Source organism: Herbidospora solisilvae, assembly GCF_009901565.1.
In the GTDB taxonomy this organism is placed as follows: Bacteria; Actinomycetota; Actinomycetes; order Streptosporangiales; family Streptosporangiaceae; genus Herbidospora; species Herbidospora solisilvae.
Genome location: NZ_WXEW01000011.1, coordinates 55268 through 76881 on the forward strand (window position 1 = coordinate 55268; position 21614 = coordinate 76881).

The window sequence follows — 21614 nt, forward strand, 5'->3', positions numbered from 1 at the left end:
GATGAATGGACCACTCGACCGCGACACCGCCGAGAAGTACGCCACCTGTTTCCGCGCCCTGTCCGACGCCACCCGCGTGCAGATCGTCACCCTGCTCGCCCGCGCCGGACAGCCGATGTCGGTCAAAGAGATCGTCGAAGCCGTGGACGTCGTTCAGTCGACCGTCTCGGCCCACCTGAAGATCCTTGCCGAGGTGCGGTTCGTGCTGGTCGAGCAGCGCGGGATCGCGCGCTTCTACCGGATCAACGACGCGTGCGTGGACTACTTCCCGACCGCCGCCGACGTGGTCATGGGACGCCCCATCACCTGAGGAGACCGGCATGGCCGACGACATCGACGACCGGCGATCAGAGGTCCTGCGGCACTGTGCCGGACTCGCGCAGACCGCCCAGGCCGGACAGCCCGTCCCCGACGCGTCGGCCGACTGTCCCGGCTCCCACGCCCACACCTGCGACACCGGTATCCCGGAGGGGGCGAGCCTGGGATGCGGCAACCCGGTGGCGGTCGCCGACCTGCGGCCCGGAGACACCGTTCTCGATCTCGGCTCCGGCGCGGGGCTCGACGTGCCGCTCCCCGACCGCGCCGTGGACGTCGTGATCTCCAACTGCGTGATCAACCTGTCCGCCGACAAACCCCGCACCCTGGCCGAGGCGTTCCGCGTCCTGAAGCCCGGCGGCCGGTTCGGGGTGAGCGACATCGTCGCCGACGACGACCTCGAACCGTTCCGCCGTGAGGAGGCCGAACGGTCGGTCGGCTGCACCGTGGGGACGCTCACCGAAGCCGGCTACCGCGCCCACCTGACCGCAGTGGGGTTCACCGACATTCGCCTGACCCGGACGTCGCCTCTGGCGCAAGGGCTGCACAGCACGATCGTCCAAGCGACCAAACCGGAGATCGCCGTCCGCCCGATGCGCGACGACGACGCCGCCCAGGTCCTGGCCGTCTATCAAACCGGCCTGGACGGCGGGCAAGCCAGCTTCGAGACCACCGCCCCGACATGGGAGACCTTCACCACGGCCAAGCTCCCCGGCCACCGGCACGTGGCGGTCGACACCGCGTCGGACGAGGTGGTCGGGTGGGTCGCCGCTTCGGCCGTCTCCGACCGGTGCGTGTACGCCGGAGTCGTCGAGCACTCCGTCTACGTCTCCCCGGCCCACCACGGGCGCGGGGTCGGCACCCTGCTCCTGAAGGCGCTGATCGACTCGACGGAGGCCGCCGGCATCTGGACCATCCAGTCCGGCGTCTTCCCCGAGAACACCGCCAGCCTGCGCCTGCACGAGAAAGCCGGATTCCGCCAGGTCGGCATCCGGGAACGCATCGGACGTCACCACGATCGCTGGAGAGACGTCGTCTTCATCGAGCGCCGCAGCAAGATCACCGGATAGGCGCCGCCGATTTCGGCTTTGGGGTCTTCGGCCGTGACGGGAGAGGTCCGGTGCGGCGAGTCGCCGCACCGGACCTTCCGCTACCAGGCGTAGGCCTCGGGGGCGGTGCCGCCGGGGCCGGGGAAGATCTCGTCGATGCGGGCCAGGGCCTTGTCGTCGAACTTGATCTCCAGGGCGCGCAGGGAGCCGTCGAGCTGGTCGGCGGTGCGGGGGCCGATGATCGGGGCCGTGACGGCCTTCTGGTGGAGGAGCCAGGCGAGGCCCGCATTGGCCGGGTCTTCGCCCAGTTCGTCGCAGAAGGCCTCCCACTGCTCGATCTGGGGGCGGACCTTCTCCAGGCTCTGGAGCATGTCCTCGGTGGCGCTGCGGCCCTTGTCGATCTTCCTGAGGACGCCGCCGAGCAGGCCGCCGGCCAGGGGGCTCCACGGGATGACGCCAAGCCCGTAGTCCTCACACGCCGGGAGCACTTCGAGTTCGACCGAGCGCTCCAGCAGGTGGTACTTCGACTGCTCGCTCACCAGGCCGAGGAAATTGCGGCGGCGGGCCGTCTCCTGGGCCTTGGCGATGTGCCAGCCGGCGAAGTTCGACGAGCCGACGTACAGGATCTTGCCCTGCTGGCGCAGGACCTCCATGGCCTCCCAGAACTCCTCGAACGGGGTGTTCCGGTCGACGTGGTGGGCCTGGTAGACGTCGATGTAGTCGGTCTGCAGGCGCTTCAGCGAGGCGTCGCAGGCGCGGCGGATGTTCAGCGCCGACAGGAACGTCTCGTTGGGCCAGTCGCCCATCGAGCCGTAGAGCTTCGTGGCGATGACGGTCTTCTCACGGCGGCCACCACCCTGGGCGAACCACCGGCCGATGATCTGCTCGGTGACCCCCTCACCCTTCACCCATCCGTAGACGTTGGCGGTGTCGAAGAAGTTGATGCCCAGCTCATGGGCGCGATCCATGATCGTGAAGGAGTCCTCCTCAGACGTCTGCGGGCCGAAGTTCATCGTGCCCAGGCAGAGCTTGCTGACCTTGAGTCCGGTACGACCGAGCTGCGCGTAGTCCATGCTTCCACCTTAGGAACCTGGAGTGGACTCCAGGCCAGCCCTCTCGCGCCTGAGCGCCCCGGCCGGCCGCACCGCAGGTGCGGCCATTAGACAGGGCAGGATGTCTCCCATGGGGTGGACATACCGGGGGATCGGGCTCGCCTTGCTGGTCGTGGTCCTGTGGGCGGTTCCGGCGCACGCCGACGACGAGCTCTTCGAGTTCACCGATCCCCGGATCACCGAGTCGAGCGGCCTGGCCGTCTCGCCGACGCACCCCGGGATCGTCTACACCCACAACGACAGCGACGCCGGGGCCGTCTTCTACGCCGTCGACTCCTCGACGGGGCGGACCAGGGCGGCGTACACGATCGCGAACGCCGAGGCCCGCGACTGGGAGGGCATGGCGGCCTACCGTGACGCGTCGGGGCGCGGGGTGTTGTTCTTCGGTGACATCGGCGACAACCTCGACGGGGCGTGGCCCGACATCTCCGTCTACAAGGTGACCGAACCGGCCCGGCTGCGCGGCGGGACCGTCTCGGCGGTGAGATACCGGTTCCGGTACGCCGACCAGGCGCGGAACGCCGAAGGTCTCATGGTCGACCCCCGGACCGGGCGTCTCTACGTGGTGACCAAGGAGTTCGACGGGCTCGTCTACGCCGCGCCCAGGCAGTTGCGGACCGACCGGGTGAACGTGCTGAAGCGGGTGGGGTCGGCCCCGACCATGGCGACCGACGCGGCGTTCGCGCCCGACGGGTCGAGTTTCGTCATTCGGACCTACTTCTCGGCGACCCTCTACCGGAAGATCGACGACGAGATCTCGGGCGTGCCGATGCCCATGTTGCGGCAGGCGGAGTCGATCACCTACACGGCCGACGGGAAGGCGCTGCTGACCGGGTCGGAGGGCAAACGCAGCCCGGTCGTGCGGGTGCCGCTGCCGGAGAGCGCCGTCCCGAGCCCGTCGCCCACGCCGAAAGCCGCCGACGTGCCCACGGCGAGCCCGGCGGCACAGCCGGTGGCCTCCGAGTCGGCGGGGCCGAACACGGGGCTCATGATCGCGTTGTGGCTCGGAGTGGCGGTGGGCGCGGTCGGGATCATCGTCGGCATCGCGCGCTGGGCCGGGCGATAGTCCGGCGATCGTTCGCCACCTGGCGACGGCTACTCATGGGGAAGGCGTCTGAGCGGCTGGTTTTGAGATCTTTTGTCAGCCACATACCGGGATACTCATCGCGAATTGAGTAGGTGCTCCATAGCGCCCACGTGGGGTTGAGCGGGATCGTTCCGGTATGCACTCCGCCGGCTCTCCCGCCTGCCCCGACTGCGGTGCCCCGCTGGACGGGTCACCCCGCCGATGCCCGGCCTGCGAGCTTCCGCTCCACGGCCCGATCGCGGCCGAACTGTGGCAGCTCGACCTCGCCCTGAACGACCTACGGGGGCGCGAGGCCTGGCTGCTCGGCAGGAGGTCGGAGCTGCTGACCGCGCTCCGCGCCGCCGGAGAGAACCAGCCTGCCGGCGCCTGGGCCGGGGGAGCCCAGACGCCGGTGAACGGCCCGGCGGAAGGCCCGCAGACGGGCGCGCAGGACGGCCCGGGGCACGTCGCGGGTGCGCACGGCCAGGCCGCCCCCAAGGCGGGTGTGTCCGGTCAGCCAGGTTGGCAGGCAGGTGTGCCGGGCCGGCCCGGCGGCCCGGTGCCTGTCGGTTTTCCCGGCAACGTCCCCCCGAAGCGGGAGATGTCGCCCTCCGCCGTTCGTAACCTGCTGCTCGGTCTCGGCGGCCTGCTGCTGGTCGTCGCGGCGTTCGTGTTCACGATCGTCAGCTGGGGTTCCGTCGGGATCGGGGGGCGGGCGGCCATTCTCGTCGGGTTCACCGCGTTGACCTTCGCTACCCCGTTCCTGCTGGTCAGGCGCAACCTCAAGGCGACCGCCGAGACGGTCGCGATCCTCGGGCTCGCGTTGTTCCTGCTCGACGGGTACGCCGCCTACCAGGTCTGGTTCGAGCCGCGGGTCGACTCGCTGCCGTACACGGCGGTGCTGTTCGCGCTCGCCGCGGGGCTGTTCGCCCTCTACGGCGGCTACGCCAGGCTGTCGCTCCCGGTCCCGATCGCCATCGGGCTCGCCCAGTTCCCGCTGATCGTCTTCGTCGCCGACCAGACGGCCGCCCACGCCGCCGGGGCGCTCATCCTGACCGCCGGGTTCGACGTCGCCGTCTGGACGTGGGCCCGCCGGAAGGTCGCGCTGGTCGGGCTGCTCGCCACCTGGGTCATCGGCGTCTACATCGCGTTCTTCCAGTCCACGGCCTACCCCGACGACCTGGCCGAGGCGGTCGGCTACGCCGTGATTCTGGCCGTGGCCGCCGCCGAGGCGGCGTTCATGGCGCGGGGGGCGAAGAAGTTCCCGTTGGTCCCGGTCATCGGGGGTGTGGTCGCGGGGGTGTTCGCGGTGCGGGCGCCGTTCGCGGTGGTAGTGCCGTTCGCGTGGGTGATCCTGGTCGCGCCGGTGGCGGCGGGGGTGTTCGCGCTCGTGCTGCGCGGGCGGGCCAGGAACACCGCGCTGGTCGTGGGGGCGCTGGCGTCGATCGGGGTGCTGGCGCCGGTGCTGATCGTGCTGCGCGGGCCGCTCGACTGGGGGCACGGCGTCTGGTCGGCGAGCTGGGGCGCGGGGGCGGGCGACTACCTCAGCCGGTCGCCGTGGGTGCCGGGGGTGCCCGATCTGCTGCTGCTCGTGCTGATCGCCGTCGCGCTGGCGCTGGTGGTGCGGCAGAAGGTCGTCGCGGTGCTGGTGGGGGCGGTGGCCGTGGCGTTCGTGCCGCCGGTGTTCGACCTGCCCTACCCGGTCATGATCGTGGTGCTGCTGGCGTTGGCCGCCGGGGTCGCGGCGGTGCCGCAGCCGGCGTTCGCCCGGCTCGCCCTCGGTGTCGGGGTGGTCGCCGTGGTGTGGGGGCTGGTCAGTGAGACGGCGACGCTCGTGGTGCTGGCCGCGCTGGCGCTGATCGCGGCGGGGGTCGCGTTCCGGGCGGCCACGTTGCGGACGTGGGCGGCCAACGTGGCGGTGATCCACGCCGGCGGGTTCGCGGTGGCGGCCTGGCTGGCGGCCGACCTCCAGCCTCGCTTCCTCACGTTCGTGCTGCTCGCGGTGGCCGCCGCGGCGGCGCCCTGGCGGCGGACCGAGATCGGGGCCGGGGTGCTCGGGGTGGCGGCGCTGGCGGTCGTACCGGATCTGAAGATGTTCAGTCTCGCCGCGGCGGCGGCCGGGGTGATCGCGGCGGGGGTGGCGCTGCGGAAGGACCGCGGGAACGTCGGCTACCTGGCCACGGCGCTGCTGCTGACGGCCTCGTGGTCGCGGCTCTACGCCGAGGACGTCACCCTCGTCGAGGCCTACACGGCGCCGTTCTCGGTCGTGCTGCTGGTGTTCGGGTGGTGGAAGGCGCGGACCGGGTCGTCGTGGCGGGCCTACGGCGCGGGGCTCTCGTTCACGCTGCTGCCGAGCCTGGTCGTGCTCTACGACCAGCCCGAGGGGTGGCTCAGGCCGCTCGCGCTCGGGATCGTGGCGCTGGTCGTGCTGGTCGTGGGGGCGCTGCGGCGGCTGCAGGCGCCCGCCGTGCTGGGCGGGTTCACGCTCGCGGCGGTGACCGTGCACGAGATCACGCCCTGGGTGGCCGACCTGGTGCTCATGGTGCCCCGCTGGGTGCCGATGGCCGTCGGCGGGTTGCTGCTGCTGGTGGTGGGCGCGACCTACGAGAGCCGGATCCGCGACGTCAAGCGGGTCGGCGCGGCGATCCGGGGTCTCCGCTGAAGCGTGTCTTTGAGGCAGATTCGCAGCGGAGACGGTGACGGCCGGCGGCCGTCAGCGTCTTCCTTCGACGAACTCCTCCCCCCGCAGCGCACGCTCGACCAGGGCGATCGACTCGGCCAGGGCCACGAGCCGGGGGCCCTCGCGGCGGTAGACCTCCAGGACCGCCTGGACCACGTGGGGCGGCAGGTGCTCCTTCAGGTCGACGGCGGCGTCGCGGTAGCCCGCCCGCGCGCCCTCGACCTGGGCGCGCACGGTGTGGCCGGCCATGCGGGCCAGCGCGAGCGGATGGCGGCGCAGCACCCCGTAGGCGCGGTAGTCGGGCGGCACCGCGTCGAGCAGCCAGTTGACCGCCGACGTCTGCCAGTCGGGGCTGCCCGGCGGGAGTACTTCGGGTGGCCATCCCGGTGGAACGTACACGTGTTCGATATTATCGAAGGCATGGAGATCGGGGTGGTCGGCGCCGGCATCCTCGGGCTCGCGGTGGCGCGTGAGCTGACCTCCCGGGGCGCCGAGGTGACGGTCCTGGAGAAGGAAGACCGCGTCGCCGCCCACCAGACCGGGCACAACAGCGGAGTCGTCCACGCCGGGATCTACTACCGGCCCGGATCGCTGAAGGCGCGGTTGTGCCGCGAGGGCGTGGCGCTGCTGCGCGACTACTGCCGGCAACACGGGCTGCCCTACGACGAGGTCGGCAAGCTCGTGATCGCCTCGACGGGGGCCGAGCGGGCGGGGCTGCGGGAGATCGCGGCCAGGGCGCGGGCGAACGGCGTACCGGACATCTCCGAGCTCGACGCCCTCGGCCTGCGCGAGATCGAACCCCACGCGGTCGGCGTCGGCGCCGTGCATTCTCCCCACACCGCCGTCGTCGACTTTCCCGCCGTCGCCCGGCATCTCGCCGCATCGTTGGATGTACGGCTCTCGCACCCCGTGCGGGCCATCCACGAGTCGGCCACGGGTGTGGCGGCGGGCGGCCTGCGCTTCGACCGCCTGGTGGTCTGCGCAGGCCTGGGCACCGACGCCCTGGCGGGCCGGGGAGAGGTGCGCATCGTCCCTTTCCGGGGGGAGTACTTCCGCCTGACCGCCACGGCGAAAACGCTGGTCAAGGGCCTGATTTATCCCGTGCCCGACCCGCGCTACCCCTTCCTGGGCGTCCACCTGACCAAACGGGTCGACGGCGAGGTGCTGGTCGGCCCCAACGCGATCATGGCACTGGCGCTGGAGGGCTACTCGTGGCGCGACGTGCGCTTGGGCGAGCTGGCCCGCGTCCTGGCCTGGCCGGGCACCCGCACGATGGCCCGCCGCCACTGGCTGACCGGCCTGCGCGAGCTGAACGGCTCGTTGCGGCCGTCGGCGTTCCTCAAGGCGGCCCGCCGCTACGTGCCGGCGCTCGCCCGGGGCGACCTGGTCAGGGCCGGCAGCGGGGTGCGGGCCCAGGCCGTCGGCCGCGACGGCACGCTGGTCGACGACTTCGCCATCGACCGCCACGGGCGGGTCCTGATCGTGCGCAACGCGCCTTCCCCGGCCGCGACGTCGAGCTTCGCGATCGCCCGGCATGTGGCTGATTTGACGGCAACCTTAAGCGATTCTTCATAAAGTGCTCAGGAAAGCCCCCCTTCATCCGAGAAGATGCTCATGGTGACTCCCGAAGCCCGACTGCTGATCGTCGAAGACGAGCCGAACATCCTCGAACTGCTGGCCGCGAGCCTGCGGTACGCCGGCTTCGAGGTCAGCACCGCCTCCAGCGGCACCGAGGGAGTCGCCGCGGCCACCCGTCACCGGCCCGACCTGATCGTGCTCGACGTCATGCTGCCCGACATGGACGGCTTCGACGTCGTCCGCAGGCTGCGCGGCGGCGGTACCTTCACCCCGGTCGTCTTCCTGACCGCCCGCGACGCCACCGAAGACAAGATCCGCGGCCTGACGCTGGGCGGCGACGACTACGTCACCAAGCCGTTCTCGCTCGAAGAGGTCATCGCCCGCATCCGGGCCGTGCTGCGCCGCACCGCGGGCGACCCGACCGCGCCGCCGCCCCGGCTGACCTTCGCCGACATCGAGCTCGACGAGGAGTCCCACGAGGTCTGGCGGTCGGGCCACCCGGTGCCGCTGTCGCCGACCGAGTTCAAGCTGCTGCGCTACTTCATGGCCAACGCCGGGCGGGTGTTGTCGAAGGCGCAGATCCTCGACCACGTGTGGGACTACGACTTCCGGGGCGACGCCGGGATCGTGGAGTCCTACGTGTCGGTGCTCCGCCGCAAGATCGACAGCCGGTCGGCGCCGAGGCTCATCCACACCCTGCGCGGTGTCGGCTACGTGATGCGAACCTCGGCCTGACGACATGAGCCGGGTGTCGCTGCGTACCAAGCTGATCGCGGCGATGCTCGCCCTGGTCGCCTGGACCCTGCTGGTGATCGGCGCGGCCAGCGTGTCCCTCCTGCGCAGTTACCTGATCGACCGTGTCGACGAGCAGGTGGCCAAGCTCAGCGTCCAGACGCTCGCCCGGCTCGCCCACAGCGGCGACCTGACCTACTCGATGCAGCGGCTGCCGCCCGAGGGCCTGGTGCAGGTCGTCGAGGCCGACGGCACGGTCGGCCCGTCGGCGGCCGGTGAGTCGGTGACCGGCCGCCCGAGCCCGGCCGACCTGCCGCCTCCCGGCGACATCGCGACCCGCGCGTCCGACGGCGTGTCGTGGCGGGTCAAGACCGTGTCGCTGCCGAGCGGCCGGACCCTGGTGACGGCCATCGGGCTCGGCGGCGTCACCCAGATCACCACCCGGCTGGGACTGATCGTCGTCCTGGGCGGGGCGGTGGTGCTGGCGCTGGCTGGCCTGCTCGGCATCGTGCTGGTCCGGCGCAGCCTGCGCCCCCTCGCGGAGATCGAGCGTACGGCCGGATCGATCGCCGCCGGCAACATGAGCAGCCGCATCCCCGACCGTGACCCGCGCACCGAGGTGGGCCGCCTGGCCCGCTCGCTGAACGGGATGCTCGCCCAGATCGAGAAGGCCTTCGACGACCGCTCCCGGTCGGAGGCGGCGGCCCGCGAGTCGGAGGAGCGCATGCGCCGCTTCGTCGCCGACGCCTCACACGAACTCCGCACCCCGCTGACCTCCATCCGCGGGTACGCCGAATTCCACCGCCAGGCCCCGCAGACCGACGTGACCCGGCTGATGCGCCGCATCGAGAGCGAGGCCGAACGCATGAGCCTGCTCGTCGACGACCTCCTCCTGCTCGCCCGCCTCGACCAGCAGCGCCCCCTCCAGTCGAAGCCGGTCGACCTGCTGGCCATCGCGGGCGACGCCGTCCAGGACGCCCGCATCCTCGCCCCCGGGCGGTCGATCTCCCTGGCGGTCGAGGGGACGACCGCGCCGATCGTGCCGGGCGACGAGGTGCGCTTACGGCAGGTCGTCGGCAACCTGATGTCCAACGCGCTGACCCACACGCCCGACGGGGTGCCGGTGACGGTGACCGTCGGCGCGGCCGGGAGCGAGGCGTTCGTCGAGGTCGCCGACAAGGGGCCGGGGATGACGGCCGACGAGGCGGCCCGGGTCTTCGAACGCTTCTACCGCGCCGACCCGGCCCGGACCCACGACGAGTCGTCGGGGACGGGGCTCGGGTTGTCGATCGTGTCGTCGCTGGTTAAGGCCCATGGGGGGACGGTGACGGTGGAGACGTCGCCGGGGACGGGGGCGGCGTTCCGGGTGGTGTTACGCCTGGAACCGGAGCACGACTGAATGCATGCAACCTGCATGCTATGGTGATGGCATGGGGACCATTCAGATTCGCGACGTTCCTGATTCGACCGAGCTCACGCTGAAGGCGAGAGCCGAGCAGGCCGGCAAGTCGCTCTCGTCCTATCTCCGTGAGCTGCTGAACGAGCAGGCGTCGACCCCGACCCTCGATGAGGTCATGGAGAGGATCGCCGCCGATGAGCCCGTTCCCTACGACCCCGAATTCGTCCGGGAGACGATGCGGGACGGCCGGCGTTGAGCCTGGTCGTCGACGCCTCGATCGTCTTCCGGCTGCTGGCCAACGTAAAAGGTGACCACCTGCTTCGGCAACGTCTGAACCGGCAGGTCCACGCCCCCGCCCTGATCGATGTCGAAATCGCCTCGGTGGTGCGCGGACATGTCAGCACCAGCAAACCGGACGTACGGATCTCCGTCGAGCGAGCGCAGATCATGCTGGAACGGTTCGGGCAGCTGAAGATCGCCCGGCATCCGATGGCGCCGCTGCAGAAGCGGGTGCTGGAACTGCGGAACAACCTCACGGCCTACGACGGCATGTATGTCGCTCTCGCGGAATACCTGCAGGTGCCGCTGCTGACCGATGACGCCAAGTTCGCCGGGTCGACCGGGCATCGGGCGGAGATCCATCGCTATCCGCCTCCGGCCGTCTCCTAGAGGCCGGGGAAGGTGCTGTCGGGGAACTCGCCGTTGAGGGCGGAGGCGCCCGGGAGTTCCACCTTCTCGCCCTCGGTCAGGCCGCCGGTGATCTCCACTTGCGTGTCGCTGCGGACCCCCGTCGTGACCTTGCGCTTCGCGCCGTCGGCCAGGGTGACCGTGTCGTTCTGCACCGCCCGCGCCGGGACGTGGACCGCGTCCGGGGCCCGGCCCGTGACGACCTGGACGGTGGCCGTCTGGCCCAGGCGGAGGCCGGCGGGCTGGTCGTCGAAGGAGATGGTGACGCCGTATCGGACCAGCAGGTCGGTCGTCGTGGCCATGGGGTCGATGTGGGAGACCGTGCCCTCGTAGGCGCCCTCGGGGGTGCCCAACGTGATGACGGCCTGCTGGCCGGTCTTCAGGGTGCCGATGTCCGACTGGGTGAACAGGGCCTTGACCTGGAGGTCGTCGAGGTCGCCGAGGCTGACGAAGGCGCCCTCGGTGTACTGGTCGCCTTCGGCGCCGTTGACCTGGAGGACCGTACCGGCTGAGGGTGCCCTGATGACGACGCCCTTCAGGGCGTCCTCGGCGGCGTTCAGGTCGTTCTTGGCCCGCGTGACCGCGGCCTCCGCCTCGGCCTCGGTCATCTGGGGGCCGCCGCCCTGCTGCTGCGGGAGCCGGGTGCCGCCGCCTTGGGGGCGCTGCTGCTGCTGCGGCTGCCGGCTTTGATCACACGGTTGGCTCTCAGGTTGCGGGGTGGCGCTCGGAGAAGCGGTCGGGGAGGGCGATGGGGACGGCTCACTCGTGGGATCGAGGTGGACTTCCGCCTCGCCTTGACGCCACGGCCTGCCCGATGGCGACGGGGATGGAGTGGTGACCTTGGTGAGGGACACCGTCGCTGCTCGCATGCCCGTGGAAGGCGGCGGGGTGCTCGGCCGGTCGGAAGCCTGGCCGCTCGGCTTGGCCGAAGGTCGCGGGCAGTTCGCCTGGGGTCGGTCCCGTGGTTGTCGGGCAGGGGCGGCGAAGGAGCCGCCCGTCGAGCCTGAGCCGTCGACCGTGTCCAGTTGGTCTTCCGCCGCGGCCAAGGATGCTTTCGCCGCGTTGTAGTTCTCCCGCGCGATCGTGTCGTCGACGCGGGCCAGGAGGTCTCCCTTGCGGACCTTGTCGCCGGTCTTCACGTACACCTTCTCGACCGTTCCGGCCGTCGAGAAGGCCAGGTCGTGGATGCCGTCGTCCACGGTGTTCCCGGCGGCGGAGGCGACCGAGGTCACGTCGCCGCGCCGGGCGGCGACGAGTTCCACGTCAGGCCGGGCCGGCGGGTCCTCCCGGAGCAGGATCACGCCGGTGGTCACCAGGGCGACGGCGGCCAGGGCGAGGCCGCCGGCGCGGAGCCGGGTAGGAGTCATGGCACGTCATCCTGGTGACCGCGTGTCATGTTCCGCTGAGCCGAAACTGCGGATTACCTGTGGACCCTTGACAGGAAACGTTCAGGACCGGCGGAGGGCGCTCCAAACCTGGACCGGCAGTGTCCATCCCTGTGACGTTGTCGACGAAGCGCAGAGCGCTGATCCTGAACGCCTCGCTGGGGGTGCTGCTGCTCGGCGGGGCCGGGGCCGCCTGGGCCTCCCTCGGAGGCGGGGGCGGGCCGGCGGAGCCGGGGAACGTGCTGACCACCAGGGTCACCCGCGGGACCGTCGAGTCCGCCGTGACCGCCTCCGGGGCCGTGGAGAGCGCCCGCAGCCGCTCGCTGAGTTTCGCGACCCAGGGCACCGTCGAATCGATCTCCGTCGAACCCGGCCAGAAGGTGAAGAAGGGGCAGGTGCTGGCCCGGCTCGACGACGAGAGCGCCCGGGAAGGGGTGGACGCGGCCAAGGCCAGCCTCGACGCCGCCGCTGACGGCGACACCGACAGCGCCACCGGATACTCGCAGTACGTCGCCGCGAAGAACGCCTACCAGGCCGCGAAGCGCGCCCTCGCCGGCACCGTCATCAAGGCCCCGTTCGCCGGTACCGTCACGGCGGTCGGCGGCACGGTCGGCGGGCCCTCGCAGGTCCAGGAGGGCGGCTTCGTCGACGTCGCCGACCCTGGCAGGCTCCAGATCGTCGGCAACTTCACCGAGTCCGACGTGAGCAAATTGAAGGTCGGGCAGCAGGCCCAGATCACCTTCGACGCCATCCCGGGCGTCACCGCCACGGGCGAGGTCGCGCTCATCGGGGCGCAGCCGCAGACGGAGGACAACGTGGTGTCCTACGCGGCCACGATCAAGCTGACCGACGTCCCCGGCCAGGTCAGGCTCGGGCAGACGGCCTCGGTGAGCGTGGTGGTCGAGCGGGCCGACGACGTGCTGACGCTGCCCTCGGCGGTGATCACCACGGCCGGCGGGCGCAGCACGGTGACCGTGCTGGAGAACGGCAGGCAGACCGTGCGGGTGGTCGAGACCGGGGTCAGGGGGACCACCGGCACCGAGATCGTCTCGGGTCTCCAGGAGGGTGATCAGGTGGTGCGGCCGGTCGTCACACCGACCGGCCAGACCGGCGGGTTCTTCCGCGGCGGGTTCGGTGGGCGGCCATGAGCCTGGTTCTGGACGTACGGGACGCCACCAAGGTCTACGGCGCGGGCGAGACGGCAGTGCACGCCCTGCGCGGGGTCTCCCTCCAGGTCGAGCCCGGCGACTACGTGGCGATCATGGGGGCCTCCGGCTCCGGCAAGTCGACCCTGATGAACATCATCGGCTGCCTCGACGTCCCGAGCGCCGGGCGGTTCCACCTCGACGGCGTCGACGTCGGCGCGCTCGACGACCGGCGGCAGGCCGTGGTGCGCAACCGCAAGATCGGGTTCGTCTTCCAGTCGTTCAACCTGATCCCGCGCATGACGGCGCTGGCCAACGTCGAGCTGCCGCTCGCCTACGGCGGGGTCAGGCCGGCCGAGCGGCGCCGCCGGGCGCTGGCCGCCCTGGAACTGGTCGGGCTGGCCGACCGGGTGAACCACCAGCCGAACGAGCTGAGCGGCGGCCAGCAGCAGCGGGTCGCCATCGCCCGCGCGCTGGTCAACTCGCCGGCCCTGCTGCTGGCCGACGAGCCGACCGGCGCGCTCGACAGCACCTCCACCCTCGACGTGCTGGGCATCTTCGACCGGTTGTCGGCCGCGGGCCGCACGATCGTCGTCATCACCCACGAGGCCGACGTCGCCGAGCACGCCAAGCGGGTGGTCCGGCTGCGGGACGGGCGGATCGTCGAGGACATCCGGCTCGCCCCCGTCGACGGACTGCCGCCGCGCCTCAGGGAGGTGACCGCGTGAGCGCCGTCGAGATCGTCCGGTTCGCCGTCCGGGGGCTGGCGGCCAACAAGATGCGCTCCGCGCTCACCACGCTCGGCATCCTGATCGGGGTCGCGGCGGTGATCCTGCTGGTCGCGGTCGGCGAGGGCTCCTCGCAGTCGATCCAGCGGAACATCCAGCAACTCGGCGCCAACACGCTCACGGTGAGCTCGTCGACCGGCGGCGGCGGAGGAGGTTTCCGGATGGCCCGGCCGCAGCAGGACAGCGGGCCGCGCACCCAGGCCAGGCCGCTGACCGTGGACGACGCCAGGGCGCTCGCCGACCGGACGGCCGCGCCCCACGTGAGCTCGGTGTCGCCGGTCGTCTCGGCGGCCTCGCGGGCGGCGTCGTACGACGGGGCCTCCCACACCGTCCAGCAGGTGGTCGGCACCTACCCGAGCTACTTCGAGGCCTCCAACAAGCCCGTCGCCAAGGGCACGTACTTCTTCAACGACGACGTGCTGGCCGCCCGCAAGGTCGTCGTGATCGGGCAGACCGTGGCCGAGAACCTGTTCGGCACGCTCGACCCGGTCGGAAGGCAGATCACCATAACCGGGGTGCCGTTCACCGTCGTCGGGGTGCTGAAGGAGGCCGGGGCGAGCGGCGGGTTCCAGGACGCCGACGACGTCGCCATCGCGCCGCTGCCCGCGGTGCAGCAGAGCCTCACCGGGTTCGGGCCGCTGAACCAGATCCTCGTCAAGGCCGGGTCGGCCGACGACGTGGCCGCCGCCCAGGCCGAGATCACCGCCGTGCTCGACCAGCGGCACGGCGTCGGCGGCGCGGTCGCGGCCGACTACCAGATCCTCAACCAGGCCACCCTCCAGGAGACCGTCAGCGCCGCGACCTCGACGTTCACGGTCCTGCTCGCGGCCGTCGCGGCGATCAGCCTGCTGGTCGGCGGGATCGGGATCACCAACATCATGCTGGTCACGGTCACCGAGCGGACCCGCGAGATCGGCATCCGCAAGGCCGTCGGCGCCCCGCGCGGCGCGATCCTCGGCCAGTTCCTCGTCGAGGCGACCCTGCTGAGTCTCATCGGCGGCCTGCTCGGGGTCGCCGTCGCGATGACCGGCGCCCAGTTCACCATCGCCGGCATCACGCCCGTCGTGGTGCCGAGCTCGGTCGTGCTGGCGCTCGGGGTCTCGGTCGCCATCGGGTTGTTCTTCGGCAGCTATCCCGCCAACCGCGCCGCCAAGCTGCGGCCGATCGAAGCCCTGCGCTTCGAGTAGCTTCGAGTTAGGAGTCACGGTGCCCAGGCGCATGTCCGCCGACGAGCTGCTGGAGACCTCGCCGTTCCGCGGCGACCTCTCCGAGGAGCTGACCGCCCGCCCCACGCGGGCGAAACTCCCCAGACTGACCCTGTTCCTGGCCGCCGGGGTGGTCCTCGTCGCGGGGATCCTGGTCGGCATCCAGGCCCAGAAGACCTTCGGCGCCCTCGACGACCGGACGGCCATGATCGGCCAGCTCATGGCCGGTCGCGGCGGCCAGACCGGGGCCCAGCCGACCCGGCAGGGAACGGTCGGTACCGTCAAGTTGGTCGACGGCGCCAAGGTCTACGTCGAGGGCGCCGACGGCACCACCACGGTCGTCACCACGGGTGACGACACCGAAGTGCGAATTTCCAAAGAGGGCAAGCTGTCGGACCTCAAGCCGGGCGCGTCGGTCGTCGTCCAGGGCGAGCGGGACGCCGACGGGAATGTCGCGGCCACCAGCGTGACCGAGGGCGGTGGCGTGCCGAGAATGCGAGCGAACCAATGAGTGAGGCCAGGCTCCTGATCGTCGACGACGAACCGAACATCAGGGAGCTGCTGTCGACCAGCCTCCGCTACGCCGGGTTCGAGGTCATCACGGCGTCCGACGGGAGAGAGGCGGTCGAGGCCGCCGAACGTTTCCGGCCCGACCTGATGATCCTCGACGTCATGCTCCCCGACATGGACGGCATCGCCGTCGCCACCCGCCTCCGCGCCGCCGGACGGCGGGTGCCGGTGCTTTTCCTGACGGCCCGCCAGTCACACGACGACAAGCTCGCCGGCCTGGCCCTCGGCGACGACTACGTCACCAAGCCGTTCTCCCTCGACGAGGTGCTGGCCCGCATCCGGGCCGTGCTGCGCCGCGCCGGGGCCGCCGACCCGGCGCCCGCGCGGCTGCGCGTGGCCGACCTGGAGATGGACGAGGACGCCCACCAGGTCTGGCGGTCGGGCCGCCCGGTGCGGCTGTCGCCGACCGAGTTCAAGCTGCTCCACTACTTCATGGTCAACCAGGGCCGGGTGTTGTCGAAGGCGCAGATCCTCGACCACGTCTGGCGCTACGACTTCGGCGGCGACCGGAACGTGGTCGAGTCGTACGTGTCGTACCTGCGCAAGAAGGTCGACACCCGCGACCCGAAACTGATCCACACCCTGCGCGGCGTCGGCTACGTGCTGCGCGCGCCCCGCCGATGAGGCGGGTGCCCCTCTGGGCGCGGCTGGTGGCCGGGACGCTCGTCCTGGTCACCCTGGCGATCACGCTGACCGGCGTGTTCGCGGTGAGGCTGCTGCGCGGCTACCTGGTCGACCGCATCGACCAGCAGCTCATCGCCGCCGGCCTGCCGCTGCGCGAGGCGACCCTGAAGCCGTCCTTCACGAAGCTCGCCAAGGCCCGGCCGCAGCGGCTGCCGGGCCTCTTCCACGTGCTCATCCTCGACGCCGACGGCAAGGTGGCCGACCAGATCGCCACGTCGACCGCGTCGGAGGAGCCCGCGCTGACCGGCCTCGACCACACCAGGGTCGCGGCGCTCGCCGGGCATCCCTTCACCGTCGAGTCGGTCGACGGGGCGGGCCCCGAATGGCGGGCCGTGGCCGTGCCGACGCCCGACGGGCGCAGCCGCGTGGTGGCGGTCAGCATGGGCGACATCGACCACACGGTCGCCCGGCTGACCACCATCGTGGCCGGGGTCGGCGCGGCCGTGCTGGTCGCGCTCGGCGTCGCCTGCTATCTGCTGGTACGCCGCAGCCTGCGTCCCCTCGGAGAGATCGAGCACACCGCCGCCGCCATCGCCGGGGGCGACCTGTCGCAGCGGGTGCCCGAACAACCCCGCAGCACCGAGATGGGCCGTCTCGGCGGCGCGATCAACGGCATGCTGCACCAGATCGAGCTGGCCTTCCGCGCCCGGGAGCAGTCGGAGACGGCCGCGCGGCTGTCGGCCGCCGAGGCGCGCGGCTCCGAGGAGAAGATGCGCCGCTTCGTCGCGGACGCCTCCCACGAGCTGCGCACCCCGCTGACCTCCATCAGGGGCTTCGCCGAGCTCTACCGCCAGGAGGCCGACCCCGACACCGAGAAGCTGATGGGCCGCATCGAGGGCGAGGCCTCCCGCATGGGCGTCCTGGTCGACGACCTGCTCCTGCTCGCCCGCCTCGACCAGCAGCGCCCCCTCGAACACGAACGGGTCGACCTGCTCAGCCTGGCCGCCGGGGAGGTGCTCGACGCCCGCCTCCTGGCTCCGGAGCGGGAGATCGAGCTGGTCCGGCTCGACGACTCCGACGACCCCCTGGTGATCGTCGGCGACGAGGCGCGGCTGCGGCAGGTGCTCGGCAACCTCGTGGGGAACGTGCTGAAGCACACGCCCGAGGGGACGGGCTTCACCGTGGCGGTCGGCTCGGCCGGGACGGACGTCGTGATCGAGGTCGCCGACGAGGGGCCGGGGCTGCGCTGCCCCGATCGGGTCTTCGAGCGCTTCTACCGCGACGACCCGTCCCGCAGCCGGGGGGCGCGGAAGGGCGGCGCGGGGCTCGGCCTGTCGATCGCGGCGGCCCTGGTCGAGGCCCACGGGGGGAGGATCCGCGCGGACAACGGGAAGAAGGGCGCGGTCTTCCGGGTGGAGTTGCCAGCATCCTCACAGGGGTGACTCAACGGCCTCATATTCCGGCCCTCTTCGATGGGAGCCGTGCAGAAGACCGTCTTCGCCGCCCTGACCGCGGCCCTGCTCCTGACCCTGACAGCATGCGGCGGCAGCGAGGAGACCACCGCGGCTCCCGCGCCGTCAGGCGGGCCCGGCGACCGCACCGCCCTGGCCGAGTGCCTCAAGGAACACGGGGTGACCCTGCCCGAGAGCGGCTTCCGCAACCTGGGAGGCCGACCGTCGGGTGAGCCTCGACCGCGGCCGTCGGGGTTTCCGTCCATGGACGACAAGACACGTGCGGCCGTCCAGGCCTGCGGCGGCCGGCGTCAGATGGACGATTCGGCCCTCAACGCCTTCCGTACGTGCATGAAGGACAACGGCGCGGAGGTGGGGAGCTTCCGCGACGTGAACCGGGACGACCCGGCGATCAGGAAGGCGCTGGAGAAGTGCCGCCCCTTGATGCCGTCCACGTCATAGGCCTTTGCGGTGAATTGGCGCTTCTGCCACGTTGCGCACGCTTCTTTGAGGGAAGTCGGACCATATGTCCGATGGGTTGGCGACCGCGCTGAAGAGCCTGCGTGCGCAGCTCGGCCGTGACCTGTTCCCGCTCGCCATCGGGAACGTCGAGGCCGACCGCCACGCCCAGAAGGAGCTGGCCGGGCAGCTCGACGACTACCTCATCCCGCGCCTGGCCGCCATCGACGCGCCCCTGCTGGCCGTGGTCGGCGGCTCCACCGGGGCCGGCAAGTCGACCCTCGTCAACTCCCTCGTCCAGGACGACGTCACCGCGCCGGGCGTGCTCCGCCCGACCACGCTGGCCCCGACCCTGGTGACCAGCTCGGCCGACGCGCCGTGGTTCACCTCCGCGAACGTGCTGCCGGGGCTGCCCCGCTCGACCGGCGACGGCCAGCCCGGCACCCTCAAGATCGTCACGTCTCCGCAGGTCAAGCCGGGCCTGGCCCTGCTCGACGCCCCCGACATCGACTCGGTGGTCACCGCCAACCGCGAGCTCGCCGCCCAGCTGCTGGCCGCCGCCGACCTGTGGTTGTTCGTCACGACCGCCAGCCGGTACGCCGACGAGGTCCCCTGGGGCTTCCTGCGCATCGCGAGCGAGCGCAGCACCGCCATGGCCGTGATTCTCCAGCGGGTGCCAGAAGAGGCCCGCGTGCCGGTCGCCGCCGACCTGCGCCGCCTGCTCAAGGAGAACGGCCTGGCGGGCACGCCGCTGTTCGAGGTGCCGGAGCTGCCGCTGCCGAGCGAACGCGCCCGGCTGCCCGAGATCGCGGTCCGGCCGATCAAGAAGTGGCTCGACGGCCTGTCGGCCGACCACGAGGCCCGCGCGGACGTGGTCCGCCGCACCCTGTCGGGGGCGCTCGACAGCCTGGCCGTCCGGGTCCCGGCCCTGGCCGAGGCGGCCGACCGCCAGCTGCTCGGCGCCAACGAGCTGCGCGGCCTGGTCGAGAAGGGCTACGACGTCGGCATGGCCGACTTCGACGAGGCCATGCGCGACGGCACCCTGCTGCGCGGCGAGGTGCTGAACCGCTGGCAGGACTTCGTCGGCACCGGCGACATCATGCGCTCCCTGGAGACCCGGGTCGGCTGGTTGCGCGACAAGGTCGTCGCCGCCTTCACCGGACGCCCGGCCCCCGACAAGCGGCTCAGGGTGGCCCTGGAGAGCGGCGTCGAGTCGCTGATCCGGGCCACCGCCGACGGGTCGGCCGAACGGGCCGTGGACGCGTGGCTCTCCACACCGCAGGGGCGTGACCTGCTGGAACGTACCGGAATCGAAACCGCGGGAAAGCTCGGCCGGGTCTCCGCGGACCTGCCGCCGAAGGCCGCCAAGGCGGTCCGCGACTGGCAGGGATACGTGCTCGACCTCGTCCGCGAGGAGGGCGCCGACAAACGCAGCATGGCCAGGGCGGCCTCGTTCGGGGTGAACGGCATGGGCCTGCTGATCATGCTGACGGTGTTCGCGTCCACGGGCGGTCTGACCGGCATCGAGATCGGCGTCGCCGGCGGCACCACGGTCCTCAGCCAGAAACTCCTGGAGGCGGTCTTCGGCGATCAGGCCGTGCGCCGCCTCACCGACGCCGCCCGCGCCAACCTCCGCCAGCGGGTCAGGGACCTGTTCGACGAGGAGGCCGGACGCTTCTACGCCCTGCTGGAAGGCATGGAGTCCACTGACACCCACGCCCTGCGGGCCGCCGCCGAGGCCGTCGAACGCCGCAAGAGCGACATTCCGGGCGGTGCCGCGTGAAGCTCCTGCGGCGCCGCTCCCACATCTCCCTGGACGACCGCCTCAAGGCCCTCGGCGCCGCCGCCGACGTGGCCGAGGGCAGGATCGCGAGGGAACCGGTCGACCACGCCCGCGCCGTCGTCGCCAGAGCGGGCGCCCGCGCGGGCCTGTCGGTCGACCACACGGCCGTCGCCCTGGCCGGGGCGACCGGCAGCGGCAAGTCGTCGTTGTTCAACGTGCTGGCCGGGGGCGAGGTCGCCAGGGTCGGGGTGACCCGCCCGACCACCTCGAAGGCCCAGGGCGCCCTGTGGTCTCCGGAGGGCTCGGGCCCCCTGCTCGACTGGCTCGACGTGCCCACCCGGCACGTCGTGAACTCCGACGACCTGGCCGGGCTGATCCTGCTCGACCTGCCCGACCACGACAGCATCGAGCTCTCCCACCGGCTGGAGGTCGACCGCCTGGTCGCCGTCGTCGACCAGCTCGTCTGGGTCATGGACCCCCAGAAGTACGCCGACGCCGCCATCCACGAGCGTTACCTGCGTCCCTTGGCCAGGCACGCCGACGTGACCCTGGTCGTGCTGAACCAGATCGACCGCCTGCCCCCCGAGGCCGTCCGCCGTTGTATCGACGACCTGCGCCGCCTGCTGGCCGAAGACGGCCTGCGCGACGTGCCCATCCTGCCCGTGTCGACGGTGACGGGAGAGGGCGTACAGGAGCTCAAAGACCTGCTCACCGAGCTGGTCACCCGCCGCCACGCGTGGTCGTCGCGGCTGGAGGCCGACACGGCCGGAGCCGCCGACCACCTGATCGCCGCCTCCGGCGGCCTGCCCAAGTCCGACCTGCGCGTTCCCGACCACGACGCCCTCGACGAAGCCCTGGCCGAAGCGGCCGGAGTTCCACTGGTGGTCCGGGCGGTGGCGAAGGCCCACCGGCACCACGCGGTCGCCGCCATGGGCTGGCCGGTCACCCGCTGGCTCCGCCGCTTCCGCCCCGACCCCCTGCGCCGCCTCCACCTGCAACGCCCCACGACCGGCCGCACCTCCCTGCCGCAGGCGTCGGCCGTCCAGACCTCGCAGATGGACTCGGCGGTCAGAGCGGTCGGCCTGGAAGCGGCCGAAGGAGTCCCGGAGCCGTGGGCGGCCGCCATCCGCCGCTCGGCCCGCGAACACCACGACGACCTGGCCGACGCCCTCGACAGAGCGGTGGCCGGCAGCGCCCTCGGCATGGAACGCCGCCCCCTGTGGTGGCGCGCGGTCAACGCCCTGCAATGGCTGCTGTTCGCGACCCTCCTGGCGGGGCTGGGCTGGTTGCTGGTCCTGTACGTGCTGGGCTTCCTGCAACTGCCGAGTCTCTACACGCCGACGGCCGGGGAGGTGCCCTGGCCGACGACGCTGCTGGTCGGGGCGGCGGTCGCCGGGGTGGTGGTGGCCCTGCTGACGCGGGGCCTGGCCTGGATCGGCAGCCGCCGGAAGGCGAGGAAGTCGGCCAGGGTCCTGCGGCAGAACATCTCCGACGTGGCCGACCGGCTGGTCATCACCCCGATCGAACACGAACAGACCCGCTACACGACCTTCGTCAAGCGGGCCAGGACGGCGAGCAGCTAATTC

21 protein-coding genes are annotated in these 21614 nt (G+C 71.6%); 18 read left to right on the forward strand and 3 right to left on the reverse strand.

Annotation, left to right across the window (positions count from 1 at the left end):
* The first annotated feature begins 1 nt into the window (after position 1).
* Together GT755_RS32915 and GT755_RS41435 are read left to right on the forward strand one after the other, a co-directional pair.
* Entirely contained in the window at positions 2–310 is a 309-nt protein-coding gene (locus tag GT755_RS32915) for an ArsR/SmtB family transcription factor (protein WP_161483482.1), read from the forward strand.
* 10 nt (positions 311–320) lie between these two features.
* Positions 321–1385 (forward strand): GNAT family N-acetyltransferase, encoded by a 1065-nt coding sequence (locus GT755_RS41435; RefSeq protein ID WP_161483483.1) that lies wholly within the window; start codon positions 321–323, stop codon positions 1383–1385.
* A gap of 80 nt (positions 1386–1465) precedes the next feature.
* Here GT755_RS41435 and GT755_RS32925 read toward each other — a convergent pair whose 3' ends face one another.
* Positions 1466–2437 (reverse strand): aldo/keto reductase, encoded by a 972-nt coding sequence (locus GT755_RS32925; RefSeq protein WP_161483484.1) that lies wholly within the window; start codon positions 2435–2437, stop codon positions 1466–1468.
* Positions 2438–2546: 109 nt separating this feature from the next.
* Here GT755_RS32925 and GT755_RS32930 point away from each other — a divergent pair, with 109 nt between their 5' ends.
* Positions 2547–3542, forward strand: coding sequence for a hypothetical protein (locus GT755_RS32930; RefSeq protein WP_161483485.1), 996 nt, complete (start codon positions 2547–2549; stop codon positions 3540–3542).
* Between the two features lie 157 nt (positions 3543–3699).
* Positions 3700–6204: an SCO7613 C-terminal domain-containing membrane protein gene (locus tag GT755_RS32935; protein WP_161483486.1), complete on the forward strand. Its 2505-nt coding sequence runs from the start codon at positions 3700–3702 to the stop codon at positions 6202–6204.
* A 51-nt stretch (positions 6205–6255) separates the two neighbouring features.
* Here GT755_RS32935 and GT755_RS32940 read toward each other — a convergent pair whose 3' ends face one another.
* Positions 6256–6621, reverse strand: coding sequence for a hypothetical protein (locus GT755_RS32940; protein ID WP_161483487.1), 366 nt, complete (start codon positions 6619–6621; stop codon positions 6256–6258).
* Between the two features lie 21 nt (positions 6622–6642).
* On the opposite strand from GT755_RS32940, the gene lhgO reads away from it, so the two are divergent.
* The 5 genes from lhgO to GT755_RS32965 are packed head-to-tail and all read left to right on the forward strand — an operon-like array spanning position 6643 to position 10600.
* Entirely contained in the window at positions 6643–7797 is a 1155-nt protein-coding gene (gene lhgO / locus GT755_RS32945) for an L-2-hydroxyglutarate oxidase (protein ID WP_161483488.1), read from the forward strand.
* A gap of 33 nt (positions 7798–7830) precedes the next feature.
* Positions 7831–8535, forward strand: a complete 705-nt coding sequence (locus GT755_RS32950; RefSeq protein ID WP_161483489.1) for a response regulator transcription factor — start codon at positions 7831–7833, stop codon at positions 8533–8535.
* Between the two features lie 4 nt (positions 8536–8539).
* Positions 8540–9931, forward strand: coding sequence for a sensor histidine kinase (locus tag GT755_RS32955; RefSeq protein ID WP_161483490.1), 1392 nt, complete (start codon positions 8540–8542; stop codon positions 9929–9931).
* A gap of 31 nt (positions 9932–9962) precedes the next feature.
* A complete protein-coding gene (locus GT755_RS32960) occupies positions 9963–10187 on the forward strand; it encodes a FitA-like ribbon-helix-helix domain-containing protein (RefSeq protein ID WP_161483491.1) in 225 nt (74 codons plus the stop codon).
* The gene (locus tag GT755_RS32965) at positions 10184–10600 is read left to right on the forward strand and encodes a type II toxin-antitoxin system VapC family toxin (protein WP_161483492.1); all 417 of its coding nucleotides are present in this window, start codon (positions 10184–10186) and stop codon (positions 10598–10600) included. The genes GT755_RS32960 and GT755_RS32965 overlap by 4 nt, the downstream gene beginning before the upstream one ends.
* Here the strand turns inward: GT755_RS32965 and GT755_RS32970 are convergent.
* The gene (locus GT755_RS32970) at positions 10597–11985 is read right to left on the reverse strand and encodes an HlyD family efflux transporter periplasmic adaptor subunit (protein ID WP_161483493.1); all 1389 of its coding nucleotides are present in this window, start codon (positions 11983–11985) and stop codon (positions 10597–10599) included. The genes GT755_RS32965 and GT755_RS32970 overlap by 4 nt on opposite strands.
* Before the next feature lie 119 nt (positions 11986–12104).
* On the opposite strand from GT755_RS32970, the gene GT755_RS32975 reads away from it, so the two are divergent.
* The 9 genes from GT755_RS32975 (at position 12105) to GT755_RS33015 (ending at position 21611) form a co-directional block, all read left to right on the forward strand.
* Positions 12105–13151, forward strand: a complete 1047-nt coding sequence (locus GT755_RS32975; protein WP_328794684.1) for an efflux RND transporter periplasmic adaptor subunit — start codon at positions 12105–12107, stop codon at positions 13149–13151.
* Positions 13148–13876 (forward strand): ABC transporter ATP-binding protein, encoded by a 729-nt coding sequence (locus tag GT755_RS32980; protein ID WP_161483494.1) that lies wholly within the window; start codon positions 13148–13150, stop codon positions 13874–13876. Before GT755_RS32975 ends, GT755_RS32980 begins: the two co-directional genes overlap by 4 nt.
* Positions 13873–15123 carry an ABC transporter permease gene (locus tag GT755_RS32985; RefSeq protein ID WP_161483495.1) on the forward strand — a complete coding sequence of 417 codons (1251 nt, stop codon included), beginning with the start codon at positions 13873–13875 and terminating at the stop codon, positions 15121–15123. The genes GT755_RS32980 and GT755_RS32985 overlap by 4 nt, the downstream gene beginning before the upstream one ends.
* 19 nt (positions 15124–15142) lie before the next feature.
* Positions 15143–15652 carry a hypothetical protein gene (locus GT755_RS32990; protein ID WP_161483496.1) on the forward strand — a complete coding sequence of 170 codons (510 nt, stop codon included), beginning with the start codon at positions 15143–15145 and terminating at the stop codon, positions 15650–15652.
* Entirely contained in the window at positions 15649–16335 is a 687-nt protein-coding gene (locus tag GT755_RS32995; RefSeq protein WP_161483497.1) for a response regulator transcription factor, read from the forward strand. Before GT755_RS32990 ends, GT755_RS32995 begins: the two co-directional genes overlap by 4 nt.
* Positions 16332–17777: a sensor histidine kinase gene (locus GT755_RS33000; RefSeq protein ID WP_161483498.1), complete on the forward strand. Its 1446-nt coding sequence runs from the start codon at positions 16332–16334 to the stop codon at positions 17775–17777. Before GT755_RS32995 ends, GT755_RS33000 begins: the two co-directional genes overlap by 4 nt.
* A gap of 39 nt (positions 17778–17816) precedes the next feature.
* Positions 17817–18248, forward strand: a complete 432-nt coding sequence (locus GT755_RS33005; protein WP_161483499.1) for a hypothetical protein — start codon at positions 17817–17819, stop codon at positions 18246–18248.
* Positions 18249–18312: 64 nt separating this feature from the next.
* On the forward strand, positions 18313–20028 hold the full coding sequence (locus tag GT755_RS33010; protein ID WP_161483500.1) for a GTPase family protein: 1716 nt from the start codon (positions 18313–18315) through the stop codon (positions 20026–20028).
* On the forward strand, positions 20025–21611 hold the full coding sequence (locus GT755_RS33015) for a GTPase (RefSeq protein WP_161483501.1): 1587 nt from the start codon (positions 20025–20027) through the stop codon (positions 21609–21611). Before GT755_RS33010 ends, GT755_RS33015 begins: the two co-directional genes overlap by 4 nt.
* Positions 21612–21614 lie beyond the last annotated feature (3 nt).